16 protein-coding genes are annotated in these 14,157 nt (G+C 72.4%); 10 read left to right on the forward strand and 6 right to left on the reverse strand.

Annotation, left to right across the window (positions count from 1 at the left end; translation table 11 throughout):
• Window positions 1–138 precede the first annotated feature (138 nt).
• From IO36_RS41130 to IO36_RS41150, 5 genes are all read left to right on the forward strand, one after another.
• Complete coding sequence (locus IO36_RS41130) at window positions 139–1,497, forward strand: ferredoxin reductase family protein (RefSeq protein WP_037628333.1); 1,359 nt, start codon at window positions 139–141, stop codon at window positions 1,495–1,497.
• Between the two features lie 7 nt (window positions 1,498–1,504).
• A complete protein-coding gene (locus IO36_RS41135) occupies window positions 1,505–2,029 on the forward strand; it encodes an FMN-binding protein (protein ID WP_037628334.1) in 525 nt (174 codons plus the stop codon).
• Between the two features lie 125 nt (window positions 2,030–2,154).
• The gene (locus IO36_RS41140; RefSeq protein WP_051901341.1) at window positions 2,155–3,492 is read left to right on the forward strand and encodes a ferredoxin reductase family protein; all 1,338 of its coding nucleotides are present in this window, start codon (window positions 2,155–2,157) and stop codon (window positions 3,490–3,492) included.
• Window positions 3,493–3,511: 19 nt separating this feature from the next.
• Window positions 3,512–4,330 (forward strand): FMN-binding protein, encoded by an 819-nt coding sequence (locus tag IO36_RS41145; RefSeq protein ID WP_209441350.1) that lies wholly within the window; start codon window positions 3,512–3,514, stop codon window positions 4,328–4,330.
• Complete coding sequence (locus IO36_RS41150) at window positions 4,323–5,114, forward strand: FAD:protein FMN transferase (protein ID WP_037628336.1); 792 nt, start codon at window positions 4,323–4,325, stop codon at window positions 5,112–5,114. Before IO36_RS41145 ends, IO36_RS41150 begins: the two co-directional genes overlap by 8 nt.
• A gap of 82 nt (window positions 5,115–5,196) precedes the next feature.
• Here IO36_RS41150 and IO36_RS41155 read toward each other — a convergent pair whose 3' ends face one another.
• The 5 genes from IO36_RS41155 to argC are packed head-to-tail and all read right to left on the reverse strand — an operon-like array spanning window position 5,197 to window position 10,052.
• Window positions 5,197–5,733 carry an arginine repressor gene (locus tag IO36_RS41155; RefSeq protein ID WP_037628337.1) on the reverse strand — a complete coding sequence of 179 codons (537 nt, stop codon included), beginning with the start codon at window positions 5,731–5,733 and terminating at the stop codon, window positions 5,197–5,199.
• Window positions 5,734–5,756: 23 nt separating this feature from the next.
• Complete coding sequence (locus IO36_RS41160; protein WP_209441351.1) at window positions 5,757–6,965, reverse strand: acetylornithine transaminase; 1,209 nt, start codon at window positions 6,963–6,965, stop codon at window positions 5,757–5,759.
• Window positions 6,962–7,876, reverse strand: a complete 915-nt coding sequence (argB, locus tag IO36_RS41165; protein ID WP_037628338.1) for an acetylglutamate kinase — start codon at window positions 7,874–7,876, stop codon at window positions 6,962–6,964. The genes IO36_RS41160 and argB overlap by 4 nt, the downstream gene beginning before the upstream one ends.
• On the reverse strand, window positions 7,873–9,027 hold the full coding sequence (argJ, locus tag IO36_RS41170; protein WP_037628339.1) for a bifunctional glutamate N-acetyltransferase/amino-acid acetyltransferase ArgJ: 1,155 nt from the start codon (window positions 9,025–9,027) through the stop codon (window positions 7,873–7,875). The genes argB and argJ overlap by 4 nt, the downstream gene beginning before the upstream one ends.
• Window positions 9,024–10,052: an N-acetyl-gamma-glutamyl-phosphate reductase gene (gene argC / locus IO36_RS41175; protein ID WP_037628341.1), complete on the reverse strand. Its 1,029-nt coding sequence runs from the start codon at window positions 10,050–10,052 to the stop codon at window positions 9,024–9,026. Before argC ends, argJ begins: the two co-directional genes overlap by 4 nt.
• Window positions 10,053–10,264: 212 nt before the next feature.
• Here argC and IO36_RS41180 point away from each other — a divergent pair, with 212 nt between their 5' ends.
• Together IO36_RS41180 and IO36_RS41185 are read left to right on the forward strand one after the other, a co-directional pair.
• Window positions 10,265–11,287, forward strand: a complete 1,023-nt coding sequence (locus IO36_RS41180; protein ID WP_158997770.1) for a SecDF P1 head subdomain-containing protein — start codon at window positions 10,265–10,267, stop codon at window positions 11,285–11,287.
• Window positions 11,288–11,335: 48 nt separating this feature from the next.
• A complete protein-coding gene (locus IO36_RS41185; RefSeq protein WP_063764957.1) occupies window positions 11,336–11,680 on the forward strand; it encodes a hypothetical protein in 345 nt (114 codons plus the stop codon).
• 53 nt (window positions 11,681–11,733) lie between these two features.
• On the opposite strand, the gene IO36_RS41190 is transcribed toward IO36_RS41185, so the two are convergent.
• On the reverse strand, window positions 11,734–12,126 hold the full coding sequence (locus IO36_RS41190) for a DUF5997 family protein (protein ID WP_037628342.1): 393 nt from the start codon (window positions 12,124–12,126) through the stop codon (window positions 11,734–11,736).
• Window positions 12,127–12,208: 82 nt separating this feature from the next.
• Between IO36_RS41190 and IO36_RS41195 the strand changes: the two genes are divergently transcribed.
• The 3 genes from IO36_RS41195 (at window position 12,209) to IO36_RS41205 (ending at window position 14,097) form a co-directional block, all read left to right on the forward strand.
• Entirely contained in the window at window positions 12,209–13,003 is a 795-nt protein-coding gene (locus IO36_RS41195; protein ID WP_037628637.1) for a LysR family transcriptional regulator substrate-binding protein, read from the forward strand.
• Between the two features lie 225 nt (window positions 13,004–13,228).
• Window positions 13,229–13,648 carry a MerR family transcriptional regulator gene (locus IO36_RS41200; RefSeq protein ID WP_037628343.1) on the forward strand — a complete coding sequence of 140 codons (420 nt, stop codon included), beginning with the start codon at window positions 13,229–13,231 and terminating at the stop codon, window positions 13,646–13,648.
• On the forward strand, window positions 13,645–14,097 hold the full coding sequence (locus IO36_RS41205; protein WP_051901332.1) for a carboxymuconolactone decarboxylase family protein: 453 nt from the start codon (window positions 13,645–13,647) through the stop codon (window positions 14,095–14,097). The genes IO36_RS41200 and IO36_RS41205 overlap by 4 nt, the downstream gene beginning before the upstream one ends.
• The last annotated feature ends 60 nt before the right edge of the window (window positions 14,098–14,157 follow it).

The raw sequence follows: 14,157 nt of genomic DNA on the forward strand, positions 1-14,157 counted from the left end.
CCCGTCTCCCCCTCCCCCGTGCGTCCCCCATCGCTCTCAGTTTGCTGTGAGTCCCCCCGGAACGGCCTCGTTCAGAGCCGCCTCAGAGGTTCACCGAGCACAGTTTCCACCCGGACCGCAAGAAAGCAGGACGGACGGATGACGACGCTGTACGAGCGGGCCGACCCGCGCACGACACGAGGACGCGGGCGGCCCCGGCCCTCCCCCGCGGGACCGCTGCTCGCCCTGCTGTGGGCGGGAGCGGCCGGGGTCCTCGCCCTCTGGTGGGCCGACACCCGCTCGGTGGTGGGCGCGGCCGGCTGGCTGACCGACGCCGGACGGATCGCGGGACTGCTCTGCGGCTACGCCTGCGCCGTCCTGGTGGCGCTGATGGCCCGGGTCCCGCTCCTGGAGCGGCGCGTCGGCTCCGACCGGGTGGCCCGCTGGCACGCCATGGCCGGCCGGTACACGATCTGTCTGCTGGTCGCGCACGTCACGCTGATCCTGTTCGGCTACGCCGCCCAGGACGGGACGGGCGTCGTCCACGAGACGCTCAGCGTGGTGTTCGACTATCCGGACATGCTCAAGGCCACGGCCGGGACCGTCATCCTGTTCGCCGTCGGGATCACGTCGGCACGCCTGGCCCGCCGCCGGATCAGCCACGAGTTCTGGTACTACGTGCACCTGCTGACGTACGCGGCGGTCTTCCTGGCCTTCTTCCACCAGCTCGCGCTCGGCTCCGACTTCGTGGGCAACGCGGCGGCGCGGGCCGCCTGGTACGCCCTGTACCTCGGTACGGCCGCGCTCGTCGTGTGGTTCCGGCTGCTCGCCCCGGTGCGCCTCAACCGGCGCCACCGGCTGCGGGTGGAGTCGGTGCACCGGGAGTCGCCCGGGGTCTTCTCGGTGGTGATCCGCGGGGAGCGGCTGGACGAACTGGACGCGCGGCCGGGTCAGTTCTTCCGCTGGCGGTTCCTCGCGGACGGCATGCGGTGGACGTCGACGCCGTATTCGCTGTCGGCGCCGCCCCGGCCGGACCTGATGCGGATCACGGTGAAGGCGCTCGGCGACCACAGCGCGGCCGTGGGAACGCTGCGCCCCGGTACCCGGGTGTGGGCGGAGGGTCCCTACGGCTCGCTGACCGCGGACCGCAGTACGTCCTCGAAGGCCCTGCTGATCGCGGGCGGTGTCGGCATCACCCCGCTGCGCGCCCTGTTCGAGACCCTGCCCGGCCGGGTCACGCTCCTCTACCGGGCGCGCTCCGCGGAGGACCTGGCGCTGGGCGGGGAGCTGGAGGACATCGCGCGCTGGCGCGGTGCCCGCGTCCTGTACGCGCTCAACGGCGCCGACGGCAGCCGCCCGCGGTTCACCGCCGAGTCCCTGCGCCGGGCCGTACCGGACGTCGCCGAGCACGACGTCTATCTCTGCGGGCCCCCGGCGATGGCCCGGGACCTGTACGGGGCGCTGCGCGAGGCAGGCGTACCCGACCGCCGTATCCACCACGAGTCGTTCGAGCTGTGAGGCCGCCGTGCACGCCCTGAAGAAGAACCGTCCGCTGCGCCGGGTGACGCTGGCGGCCGCCACCACGGTCACCGGTTTCGTCCTGCTGCTGTCCCTGAAGCCGCACACCCCGCCGACGCCGGCCGAGGCCTCGTCGTCGGTGGGCCGTTCCTCCACCGCGTCCCCGGGCGACTCCTCCGGGAACTCCTCGGGAAGCGGCTCGGGAAGCAGCTCAGGGGGTTCGTCCGGAACGTCCGGGGGCTCGAAGAGCACGGGGACCCACACCGTCACCGGCGATACGGTGCAGACCCGTTGGGGTCCGGTCCAGGTGCGGATCACGCTGAAGGACGGCCGGATCACCGAGTCCGCCGCGGTCGCCTATCCTTCGGACAATCCCCGGGACCAGGAGATCAACAGTTACGCGATTCCCCAGCTCAGGCGCGAGACCCTGGCCGCGCAGAGTGCGCAGATCGACTCCGTTTCCGGCGCCACCTACACCAGCGACGGATACAAGCAGTCACTTCAGTCGGCACTCGACTCGGCAGGTCTCTGAACGCACGGGCGTCGTGGACCGTATCTCTGGGCCAGGGGGCCACTCCCCTCACCCCGTCTCTCCAGGACGAACACGGAGGAACCGTGTCCACGATCGCCGGTGGTCGCGCCGCGCGGCGCCAGACCATGCGCCGAATCCGCCCTCGCCGCTCGCCCGCCGTCCCGCTGTTGATCGCCGTCTGGGCCGGCGCCGCCGCCGTCCTGTGGCTGTGGTGGAACAACACCCCGTCCATCGCGGACAACGACGGCAGGATCCTCAACGCCGGCCGTATCACCGGGCTGCTGGCGGGCTATCTGATGGCCCTGGTGGTCCTGCAGATGGCCCGCGTCCCGGCCCTCGAACGCCGGGTGGGATCCGACCGGGTGGCGCGCTGGCACGCCATGACCGGCCGCTACACCATCTGCCTGGTCCTCGCCCATCTCTTCCTGACGATGTGGGGCTACGCCCTGCAGTCCGGGAAGGGGCTCGGCGGGATCGTGCAGCAGACCGTCGACTCGGTCAACCAGCTGCCCGACATGGGCAAGGCGGCGATCGGCACGGGTCTGCTGGTGCTGATCGGGTTCATCTCCGTCGGCTGGCTCCGCCGGCTGATCCCGTACGACACCTGGTACCACGTCCACCTGCTGACGTACGCGGCGGTGTTCCTGACGTTCTGGCACCAGCTCTCCACCGGCAACGACTTCGCGGTGGAGCCCATCGCGAAGACGGTCTGGTACGGGCTCTACGGCTCGGTGACGGCCCTGGTCCTGTGGTACCGAATCCTTTCTCCGATCCGGCTGAACCTGAAGCACCAGATGCGGGTCCAGGCGGTCATCGAGGAGACGCCCGGCATCGTGTCGGTGCTGATCAGCGGGCGCAAGCTGCACCGGATGGGCGCGGAGGCGGGGCAGTTCTTCCGCTGGCGCTTCCTGGCCCCCGGGATGCGGTTCAGCTCCCACCCGTACTCGCTCTCCGCGTCCCCCCGCCCCAACATGCTGCGCATCACCGTGAAGGCGATCGGTGACCACAGCGCCGCGCTGCGGGACCTGGAGCCGGGCACCCGGGTCTGGGCCGAGGGCCCGTACGGCGCCCTGACGGCCGGCAAGCGCAGCCAGGGCAAGGTGCTCCTGGTGGCGGGCGGCGTCGGCATCACCCCGATGCGGACGCTGTTCGAGACCCTGCCCGGCGCGTCGGGCGACCTCACGCTGCTCTACCGGGCCAACACCACGCAGGATCTGGCCCTGTGGGACGAACTGGCCGCCATCTCCAAGGAGCGCGGGGCGCGTCTGATGTACGCGGTGAACAGCCCCGACGGCGAGCGTCCGGACATCTCCGCGGACTCGCTGCGCCGGAAGCTGCCGGACATAGACGACCACGACGTCTTCATGTGCGGGCCGCCCGGCTTCGCCCAGGAGGTGTACGCGGCACTGCGCGGCGCGGGGGTCCCCGCCCGCCGCATCCATCACGAGTCGTTCGAGATGTGAGCGACGGGAGTCAGGAACGATGAAGACGAATCACCCCATCCGCCGGTTCGTGCTGGCGAGCGCCGCCACCGTGTCCGGCATCGTGCTGCTGCTGGCGCTGAAGCCGGCGACCGACCCGGCCGCAGCGTCGGCGCAGGCCGGTGCGGCCTCCCAGCAGTCGGCGGGGCAGGGGTCGCCGCAGGGCGGCACGGCCCAGCAGTCGGCCGCCGGGACCGTCCTGGGCGACGTGGTGCGGACCGAGTACGGGCCGGTCCAGGTGCAGCTGACCATGAGCGGCGGCAGGATCGCCAAGGCGGACGCGGTGCAGGCGCCCGCGGGCGGGACCAGCGACCAGAAGACCGAGCTCGCGGTGCCCAAGCTGAACCAGGAGGCCGTCGCCGCGGGCAACGCGGACATCGACAGCGTCTCCGGCGCCACGTACACCAGCGAGGGCTACAAGAAGTCCCTCCAGTCCGCGCTGGACAAGGCGAAGGCCGCGGGCGGCGCGGCGGGCTCCGCCGGGTCCTCGGGCTCCGCCGGGTCCTCCGGTTCCTCGGGCGCGGCCTCCACGGCCCCGGCCGCGCAGGCGCGGGTCGTCACCGGAACCGTGTCCGACACCCAGTACGGCCCGGTGCAGGTCCGCCTCACCCTCAGCGGCAAGAAGATCACCAAGGCCGAGGCGGTACAGGCCCCCAAGGGCGGGACCAGCGACCAGAAGACCGCCCTCGCGGTGCCCAAGCTCAACCAGGAGGCCGTCGCCGCGGGCAACGCGGACATCGACAGCGTCTCCGGCGCCACCTACACCAGCGAGGGCTACAAGAAGTCCCTCCAGTCCGCCCTGGACAAGGCCGGTGTCTGAGCCCGCCGAGGACGCGCCGCAGGAGCTGCGTCACGCCGAGGAGGTGATGGGGACCGTCTTCTCCTTCGACGTGCGCGGCGGTGAATCGGGCGCAGTGCGGGCGGCGTTGGAGGAGGCGATCGCCGGACTGCACCGCGTGGACGAGGTGTTCAGCACCTATCGCGAGGACAGTCAGATCTCCCGGCTGGCCCGCGGTGAGCTCACCGTCGAGGAGTGCGACCCGGAGGTCGCGGAGGTGCTCGGTCTGGGCGCCGAGGCGGAACGCGCCAGCGACGGCTGGTTCAGCACCCGGTACGAAGGACGGCTCGACCCCACCGGGATCGTGAAGGGCTGGGCGGCGGAGCGCGCCGCCGAGCGCCTCGCCGCGGCCGGGGCGAGCGGGGTGAGCGTCAACGGCGGCGGTGACGTCCAGCTGGTCGGCGTCCCCGGACCGCACCGCCCCTGGCGGGTGGGCGTCTCCGACCCGCTGCGTCCCGGCGCGCTCGCCGCGGTGATCTCCGCGGCCGGCGCCGACCGGCTGGCGGTCGCGACCTCGGGCACAGCCGAACGCGGCGCCCACATCGTCGACCCGCGCACCGGCAGGTCCGCGGTCACCGACCTGCTGGCCGTGACCGTGGTGGGCCCCCGGCTGACCTGGGTGGACGCCTGGGCGACCGCGGCCTTCGCGATGGGCTCGCGGGCGGGCCTGGACTGGCTGGAATCCCTCCCGGACGTGGAGGCCCTGCTCATCACGGCGGGCAACGAGGTCCGGTGCACGGGAGGCCTCGCCCAGCGCCTGGGCTGACCCCCGGCGCCCGCGCACGTGCCGGCCGACGACGGTGGAGGCGCACCCCGGAGCGGGGTGCGCCTCCACCGTCGTACGTCACTCAGTGATCGTTCTGGGCCAGCCGCAGCATATGGTCGGCCAGCGCCTGGCCGCCCGTGGCGTCGCGGCTGATCAGCATCAGGGTGTCGTCCCCCGCGATCGTGCCGAGGACGTCGTGCAGCTCCGCCTGGTCGATCGCCGAGGCGAGGAACTGCGCGGCCCCGGGCGGGGTGCGCAGCACCACGAGATTGGCCGAGGCCTCCGCGGAGATCAGCAGCTCCGCGGACAGCCTGCGCATCCGCTCCTCCTTCGCCGACTCCCCCAGCGGCGCGCGCGGGGTGCGGAACCCGCCCTCGCTCGGCACCGCGTAGATGAGGTCGCCGTCGTTGTTGCGGATCTTCACCGCGTTCAGCTCGTCGAGGTCCCGGGAGAGCGTCGCCTGGGTGACGTTCAGCCCGTCGTCGGCGAGAAGCTTCGCCAACTGGCTCTGCGAGCGCACCGGTTGCCGGTTGAGAATGTCCACGATCCGGCGGTGGCGTGCGGTGCGGGTCTGCGGCACGGCAGGCCCTGCGTGCTCGTGGTCCTGCGCCTGACTCATCGTCGTCGTCCCATTTCCCGGGATCACCCGTCCCCGTTGGCTGCGTCGAGGATGCCGGGGAGTGCCTGGAGGAGCGCGTCCACCTCGTCGTCGCCGATGTTCAGCGGCGGCATGAGTCGTACGACATCGGGTGCGGGCGCGTTCACCAGGAGACCGGCGTCCTGAGCCGCCTTCTGCACCTGGGGCGCGAGCGGCTCGGTGAGCACGATACCCAGGAGCAGCCCGGCACCCCGGACGTGGTGGATCAACGGGTGGCCGGAACCGTCACGAAGCCCCTCGATCCCGTCCCGCAGCCTCTCGCCGGCCCGCTTGACGTTCTCCAGGAGTCCCTCGGACTCGATGGTGTCGAGGACGGCGAGTCCGGCGGCGCAGACGACGGGGTTGCCGCCGAAGGTCGTGCCGTGGTGGCCGGGCTCCAGCAGGGTGGCGGCCCGGCCGAAGGCGACGGTGGCGCCGAGCGGCAGTCCCCCGCCGAGGCCCTTGGCGAGCGTGACGACGTCGGGCAGGACGCCCTCGTGGGCCTGGTACTCGAACCAGTGGCCGGTGCGGCCGATGCCGGTCTGCACCTCGTCGAGGACGAGCAGGGCGCCGTGGGCCGCGGTGATGGCGCGGGCCGCCTTCAGATAGCCCGGGGGCGGTACGACCACGCCGTTCTCGCCCTGGATGGGCTCGATGATCACCAGTGCGGTGTCCTCGGTGACCGCCTGGGCGAGGGCCTGGGCGTCGCCGTACGGGACGTGGGTGACGTCGCCGGGCAGCGGCAGGAAGGGATCCTGTTTGGCGGGCTGGCCGGTGAGTGCGAGGGCGCCCATGGTCCGTCCGTGGAAGCCGCCGGTGGTGGCCACCATGTGGGTCCGGCCGGTCAGCCGGCCGATCTTGAACGCGCCCTCGTTGGCCTCGGCACCCGAGTTGCAGAAGTACACCCGGCCCTCCCGGCCGAACAGCTGCAGCAGCCGTTCGGCGAGGGCGACGGGCGGTTCGGCGACGAACAGGTTGGAGACATGGCCGAGGGTGGCGATCTGCCGGGTCACGGCCTCGACGACCGCGGGGTGGCCGTGTCCGAGGGCGTTGACCGCGATGCCGCCGACGAAGTCGAGGTACTCGTTGCCGTCGGCGTCCCACAGCCTGGTCCCGGCGCCGCGGACGAGCGGCAGCCGCGGGGTGCCGTAGTTGTCCATGAGCGCGCCCTGCCAGCGCCGGGTGAGCTCCTCGTTGGTCACGCCGCCGGTCATTTCGCGTCCCCCGTTTCCTCGTCGTCCGGCACGACCATCGTGCCGATGCCCTCGTCGGTGAAGATCTCCAGCAGGATCGAGTGCTGGACCCGGCCGTCGATGACGCGGGCGGTGGTGACGCCGTTGCGCACGGCGTGCAGACACCCCTCCATCTTCGGCACCATGCCGCTGGCCAGGTCGGGCAGCAGCTTCTCCAGCTGGGAGGCGGTCAGCCGGCTGATGACCTCGTCGCTGTCGGGCCAGTCCTCGTACAGTCCCTCGACGTCCGTGAGGACCATGAGGGTCTCGGCGTCCAGCGCGGCAGCGAGTGCCGCAGCCGCCGTATCAGCATTGACGTTGTAGACATGTCCGTCGTCCTGGCTCCGGGCGATCGAGGAGACGACCGGGATGCGGCCGTCGGCGAGCAGGGCCTCGATCGCGCCCGTGTCGATCGCGGTGATCTCGCCCACCCGCCCGATGTCGACGAGCTGTCCGTCGATCCGGGGCCGGTGCTTGGTGGCGGTGATGGTGTGCGCGTCCTCGCCGGTGAGTCCGACGGCGAGCGGTCCGTGCTCGTTGAGCAGTCCGACCAGCTCGCGCTGGACCTGTCCGGCCAGCACCATGCGGACGACGTCCATCGCGTCCTCGGTGGTGACGCGCAGGCCGGCCTTGAACTCGCTGACGATGCCGTGCCGGTCGAGGGCCGCGTTGATCTGCGGGCCGCCGCCGTGCACGACGACCGGCCTGAGGCCCGCGTGGTGCAGGAAGACGATGTCCTGGGCGAAGGCCGCCTTGAGCTCGGCGTCGATCATGGCGTTGCCGCCGAACTTGACGACGACGGTCTTGCCGCGGTGGCGGGTCAGCCAGGGCAGCGCCTCGATGAGGATCTGCGCCTTGGGCAGCGCGGTGTGCTTGCGGGTCGGATTGCTCATGAGGAGTAGGCGCTGTTCTCGTGGACGTAGTCGGCGGTGAGGTCGTTGGTCCAGATCGTGGCGGTCGCGTCGCCGGCGGCGAGGTCGGCGACGATGTGGACCTCGCGGAAGCGCATGTCGACCTTGTCGCGGTCCTCGCCGACGCCGCCGTTCTTGCAGACCCACACCCCGTTGATGGCGACGTTGAGCCGGTCGGGCTCGAAGGCGGCCCGGGTGGTGCCGATCGCGGACAGCACACGGCCCCAGTTGGGGTCCTCGCCGTGGATCGCGCACTTGAGGAGGTTGTTGCGGGCGATGGAGCGGCCCACCTCGACGGCGTCGTCCTCGGTCGCGGCGTTGATCACCTCGACCTTGATGTCCTTGCTCGCGCCCTCGGCGTCCCGGATGAGCTGCTGGCCGAGGTCGTCGCAGACCGCGCGGACCGCCTCGGCGAACTCCGCCTGGTCCGGGGTGACTTCACTGGCCCCGGAGGCGAGGAGGAGCACGGTGTCGTTGGTGGACATGCAGCCGTCGGAGTCGACGCGGTCGAAGGTGGTGCGGGTGGCCGCGCGCAACGCCCGGTCCAGGCCGGCGCTGTCCACGTCCGCGTCGGTGGTCAGCACGACGAGCATGGTGGCCAGGCCGGGGGCGAGCATGCCGGCGCCCTTGGCCATGCCGCCGACCGTCCAGCCGGGCCCGGTCACCACCGCGGTCTTGTGCACGGTGTCGGTCGTCTTGATGGCGATGGCGGCCTTCTCGCCGCCGTGCGCGCTCAGTTGGGCGGCGGCCAGGTCGACGCCCGGGAGCAGCTTGTCCATCGGGAGCAGTACGCCGATGAGGCCGGTGGAACACACGGCCACGCTTCCGGCGCCGATGTCCCCGAGCGTCTCGGCGACCTTCTCGGCGGTGGCGTGGGTGTCCTGGAAGCCCTTGGGTCCCGTACAGGCGTTGGCGCCGCCCGAGTTGAGGACGACGGCGTTCAGTTCGCCGCTCTTGAGCACCTGTTCCGACCACAGGACCGGCGCGGCCTTCACACGGTTGGAGGTGAAGACGCCCGCGGCGGCGCGGCGGGGCCCGGTGTTGACCACGAGGGCCAGGTCCGGGTTGCCGTTCGCCTTGATCCCGGCGGCGACGCCGGACGCGGTGAATCCCTGTGCTGCCGTGACACTCACGGTGCGACTCCGATCGTGGAAAGCCCCAGGTCCTCGGGGAGGCCGAGGGCGAGGTTCATGCTCTGGACGGCACCGCCCGCGGTGCCCTTGGTGAGGTTGTCGATGGCGCTGATCGCGATGATGCGGTGCGCGGCGGCGTCGTACGCGACCTGGACCTGAACGGCGTTGGAACCGTAGACGGACGCCGTGGCCGGCCACTGCCCCTCGGGCAGGAGGTGGACGAAGGGCTCGTCGGCGAAGGCCTTCTCGTAGGCGGCCCGTACCGCCTCGGCCGTGACGCCGGGCCTGGCCTTTGCGCTGCAGGTGGCGAGGATGCCGCGGGGCATCGGAGCGAGGGTGGGCGTGAAGGAGACGGTGACGGGTTCCCCGGCGGCGGCGGTGAGGTTCTGGATCATCTCCGGGGTGTGCCGGTGGACACCGCCGACGCCATACGGGCTCATCGAGCCCATGACCTCGCTGCCGAGCAGGTGCGCCTTGGGCGCCTTGCCCGCGCCCGAGGTGCCGGAGGCCGCGACGACGACGGCCTCGGCCTCCGCCAGCCCCGCCCCGTACGCGGGGAAGAGGGCCAGCGAGGCGGCCGTGGGGTAGCAACCGGGTACCGCGATGCGCTTGGACCCCTCCAGCGCGGCGCGGCCACCCGGCAGTTCGGGGAGGCCGTAGGGCCAGGTCCCGGCGTGGGCGGAACCGTAGAACCGCTCCCAGTCGGCCGGGTTGCGGAGCCGGAAGTCGGCGCCCATGTCGACCACGAGGACCTCGGGGCCCAGCTGTTCGGCGACCTCGGCGGACTGCCCGTGGGGCAGCGCGAGGAACACGACGTCGTGGCCGCGCAGCGCCTCGGCGGTGGTCTCGGTGAGGACGCGGTCCGCCAGCGGGAGCAGATGGGGCTGGAGCTCGCCGAGCCGCCGGCCCGCGTTGGAGTTGCCGGTCAGGGTGCCGATCTCGATCTCGGGGTGCGCCAGGAGCAGGCGCAGCAGTTCCCCGCCCGCGTACCCACTCGCTCCCGCCACCGCCGCACGCATCGTCATGGAACCCTCCTCTTGGATGGCATGACTATACGTTTCGCTGCACGTTTATGCAATCCTCTTCGAGCGGCGTCGGTGGTCACCCGGGCGTCGGGGCCGACACTTCGACACCACCCGATCGGGCCCGAAGGAAATGTGCGGGCCTGTTCGGTGAATTCCGGTCAAAGCCTGGCATCCGCCTCGCCGGGCGGCACCCGCTTGGAACCATCCCCCGCATGCGTCTTTCCCGGGCTCCTCACAGAGCCCTCCTCCTCTGCGCCGCCGCGACTGTGCTCGCCGCCTGCTCCGCGTCCGGCTCCGCGGACCGGTCCGCCGGCGCTCCGGGAGCCGGCGGCGCCTCGTCCACCGTCACGACGGACCCCCGGCGGTCCGTGGTGACCTTCACCGGGGAGACGGCGCTGGGGGCGGAGGCCGTACGGCGGACCGCGGACCGGATGCGGGCGCGGGTGAAGGCGCTGGGGCTCAAGGACGTACGCGTCGAGGAGCGTGAGGGGCGCGTCACCGTCACGGGTCCCACCGCCGACGAGAAGCGCCTGACGGAACTGGGCGCGGCCGGCCGGCTGGGCTTCCGGCCCGTCCTGGCCGAGATGTCCGTCGGTACGGCTCCGGCACCGCAGCCCTCGCCCAGCGCCTCCTCCGGACAAGGCCGTGCCGTCACCGAAGGCCTGCGTCCGCGGGCCGCCGGGTCGGCGAGCGCGAGCGCCGGGCCGGGCGCGGCCCAGGGGGGCTCAGCGGACGCGGCGCTCCAGGCGCGCTTCGCGGCGCTGGACTGCTCGGCGCGGGAGAGGCCGGCGACCGAGCGGGAGGCAGCCGCCGCCGTGCGGGACTCCGTCGTCGCCTGCGGGACGAACGGCTCCGCCTCCGCCCCGCCCACGAAGTTCGTCCTGGGCCCGACGGCGGTGGACGGCAGTCATGTTGCCTCGGCCAGGGCCGTGTACGACAAGCAGGGCCAGGGCTGGCGCGTCCGGCTGAGTTTCGACTCCGCCGGGGCCCGGGACTTCGCGGCACTGACCGGGAGTCTGTACGTGAACACACCGCCGCAGAACGAGATGGCCATCGTGATGGACGGCGCCGTGATCTCGGCCCCGTCCGTCAACCAGCAGCTCGGCGGCGGCGGTGCCGACATCTCCGGGAGCTTCACCCGGGAGTCCGCCGAGCAGTTCGCGGTCACCCTCGGCTCGGGCGCGCTCCCGGCACCGGTGTCGGTCGCCGAGGTGACGCGGCTCCCGCACGAATAGAGCGGTGCCGTCCGGCACCGCTCCCCCGAGAACCACGGAGGAACAACCGTGTCATCGTCGTCGTCCGCGCATTGGAGCGCGTACGAGATCTTCGCCGTCCTGTCGGGAATCATCCTGGTCGGGGCGGCCTTCGCGCCCGGGCTCTCGGTCAAGAACCGTGCCGGGGCGGTCCTGGGCGGGGTCTTCCTCACCTGTTACGGGTGGTACGTCGCGCACCAGACGACGGGCACGTTCCAGTTCCCCGTCGTGATCTTCCTGATCCCGCCCGGTGCGCTGATCTATCTGCTCGTCAAGGCGTTCGGGCGCTCGGGCGGGCAGGCCCCGCCGCCCGGCGCGGGCGGCTCCGCGGCACCCGGGGGCGACGGACGCGGCACCCCGGGAACCGGCCTCTGAGCCCCGGAGGGGCGCCGCGGCCGACCGTCGGCGCCACGCCCGGGGCCGACGGTTCAGGAACGCCCGGCGTCGTTCTCCGCGTTCTTCTGCTTGATGCGCGCGGTCTCCTTGCGGACCTCCGCCTGGGTGGCGCGCTCACGGCGCAGCCACTCGGGCTCCTCCGCCTTCAGCGCCTCGATCTGCTCGGTGGTCAGGGCCTCGCTGACCCCGCCGCGGGCGAGTCCGGCGATGGAGACACCGAGCTTGGCGGCGACGACCGGCCGCGGGTGCGGACCGGTGCGGCGCAGCTCCTGGAGCCACTCGGGCGGGTCGGTCTGCAGCGCGTTCAGCTCGGCACGCGAGACGACACCCTCCTGGAACTCGGCGGGGGTGGCCTCGAGGTACACACCCAGCTTCTTCGCCGCGGTGGCGGGCTTCATCGTCTGGGCGGTCTGGTGCGAACTCATGGGGTCAAGGGTATCGAGCGCGCGGAGCCCCGCCGACCATCGCCGGTACGGCCGCGGCGGCCACGCCGGGTAATCTGACGTGGTGACCGGCTCCGAAGCATCCCCCGCATTCAGGCTCGCCTACGTCCCGGGGGTGACACCCTCGAAGTGGGTGCGGATCTGGAACGAGCGGCTGCCCGACGTGCCGCTGGTCCTCGTCCCGGTGGCCGCGGCCGAGGTGTACGACGTCCTGCGGCGCGGTGAGGCCGACGCGGGCTTCGTCCGGCTGCCGGTGGACGCGGCCGATCTGAGCGCGATCCCCCTCTACACCGAAACAACAGTCGTCGTGGTCCCCAAGGACCACATCGTGGCGGCGGTCGAGCAGGTCTCGGGCGAGGACCTCGCCGACGACATCGTGCTGCACCCCCTCGACGACCCGCTGGAGTGGGAGCGACTGCCGGGCAGGCCCGCCCTGGAGCGCCCGGCCGCCACCGCGGACGCCGTCGAACTCGTCGCGGCGGGCATCGGGGTCGTGGTCGTACCGCAGTCCCTGGCCCGGCTCCACCACCGCAAGGACCTCACCTACCGGACGGTCACGGACGCCCCCGAGTCGCGGGTCGCGCTCGCCTGGCCCGAGGACCGGACGACCGACATGGTCGAGGACTTCATCGGCATCGTGCGCGGGCGCACGGTCAACAGCACCCGCGGGCGCACCCAGCCCCCGGCCGCGGCGAAGTCGTCCAAGCAGGCTCCCCGGAAGACGGACTCGGGGGGCGGTGCCCGGCGCAAGCCCGCGCCCGGCAAGGGCGGTGCCAGGGGCGCGGCCAAGAACGCCCGCGGCGGCAACGGCGGCCCCAAGGGCGGCGCGAAGCGCGGAAAGCCCCGCCGCAGCTCCTGACCCACCCGGCGACCCCCGGGGCGCCCGCCCGATCCGGATCTCACCCCCGCCCACCCAGTCCGGATCTCGCCCCGGCGACCCGCCCGGCCGCCCGCCGATCCCCGGCTCCCGCCCCCCGGTGACCCACCCAGGCCGGCTGCCCGATCCGCCCAGGTCCGGCTCCGCCCCGGAATGCTCTCCGGCGGCGCTTGACCTGGAGCGCGCTCCAGGTTCTACGGTTTTCCCATGAGCAGCGGACAGCCCCTCTCGCACCCCGTGGAACCGACCCTCACGATCGCCCAGGTCGTCGAGCGCACCGGCCTCTCGCACGACACGCTGCGCTACTACGAGAAGGCCGGCCTGATCGAACGGGTGGGCCGGACCACCGGGAACCAGCGGCGTTACCGCGCGGCCGATCTGGCCTGGCTGGAGTTCCTGATCCGGCTGCGGGAGACGGGCATGCCGATCGCGGACGTCCGGAGGTTCGCCGAACTGCGCTCCCGGGGCGACGAGACGGTCCCCGAGCGGCTGGCGATGCTCCGCGAGCACGGGGCCGGCCTCAGGGAACGGATCCGCGCGCTGCGCCGCGACGCGTCCGCTCTCGAAGACAAGATCGACCACTACGAACGGCTGCTGGAGCGGCCGGGATCGGACGACCTGATATGAGCGACACGGTGAGGAACGGCGAGTCCACCACCCGCGAGGAGCGCTTCGGGCACGGCATGAAGGTGCTCGACGAGGTGGACGGGGAGGCCGGGCGCCGGGTGCTCGCCGCGCTCGGGGACATCAGCCCCGAGCTGGGCCACCAGATCGTCGCATGGGGCTTCGGCGACATCTACGACCGGCCCGGACTCGCCCCGCGCGACCGCCAGTTGGTCACCCTCGGCATGCTGACCGCGCTCGGCGGCTGCGAGCCGCAGCTGGAGGTGCACGTCAACGCCTCGCTGAACGTGGGGCTGTCCCCGGAGCAGATCGTCGAGGCGCTGCTGCACTCCGCCGTCTACTGCGGCATGCCGAAGGCGATCAACGCGACCCTGGTGGCGAAGAAGGTGTTCGGCGAGCGCGGGCTGCTGCCGGCCGGTGCCGAAACTGCCGCGGCGGGTTCGGCAGGATAGGGGAGGCCGGGGCGCGCCGAGGGGCTGCGCCGGGCCGGACGGAACGGAGAGCGGGACGGC

The organism is Streptomyces aureus, from assembly GCF_000725495.1.
Lineage (GTDB): Bacteria > Actinomycetota > Actinomycetes > Streptomycetales > Streptomycetaceae > Streptomyces > Streptomyces aureus_B.

What these genes read in the sequence shown, in the direction of transcription:
- IO36_RS41130 (WP_037628333.1), top strand. Translation starts at nt 139, where the DNA reads ATGACGACGCTGTACGAGCGGGCCGACCCGCGCACGACACGAGGACGC.
- IO36_RS41140 (WP_051901341.1), top strand. Translation starts at nt 2,155, where the DNA reads ATGCGCCGAATCCGCCCTCGCCGCTCGCCCGCCGTCCCGCTGTTGATC.
- IO36_RS41145 (WP_209441350.1), top strand. Translation starts at nt 3,512, where the DNA reads ATGAAGACGAATCACCCCATCCGCCGGTTCGTGCTGGCGAGCGCCGCC.
- IO36_RS41155 (WP_037628337.1), bottom strand. Translation starts at nt 5,733, where the DNA reads ATGAGTCAGGCGCAGGACCACGAGCACGCAGGGCCTGCCGTGCCGCAG.
- IO36_RS41160 (WP_209441351.1), bottom strand. Translation starts at nt 6,965, where the DNA reads ATGACCGGCGGCGTGACCAACGAGGAGCTCACCCGGCGCTGGCAGGGC.
- argB (WP_037628338.1), bottom strand. Translation starts at nt 7,876, where the DNA reads ATGAGCAATCCGACCCGCAAGCACACCGCGCTGCCCAAGGCGCAGATC.
- argC (WP_037628341.1), bottom strand. Translation starts at nt 10,052, where the DNA reads ATGACGATGCGTGCGGCGGTGGCGGGAGCGAGTGGGTACGCGGGCGGG.
- IO36_RS41180 (WP_158997770.1), top strand. Translation starts at nt 10,265, where the DNA reads ATGCGTCTTTCCCGGGCTCCTCACAGAGCCCTCCTCCTCTGCGCCGCC.
- IO36_RS41190 (WP_037628342.1), bottom strand. Translation starts at nt 12,126, where the DNA reads ATGAGTTCGCACCAGACCGCCCAGACGATGAAGCCCGCCACCGCGGCG.
- IO36_RS41200 (WP_037628343.1), top strand. Translation starts at nt 13,229, where the DNA reads ATGAGCAGCGGACAGCCCCTCTCGCACCCCGTGGAACCGACCCTCACG.
- IO36_RS41205 (WP_051901332.1), top strand. Translation starts at nt 13,645, where the DNA reads ATGAGCGACACGGTGAGGAACGGCGAGTCCACCACCCGCGAGGAGCGC.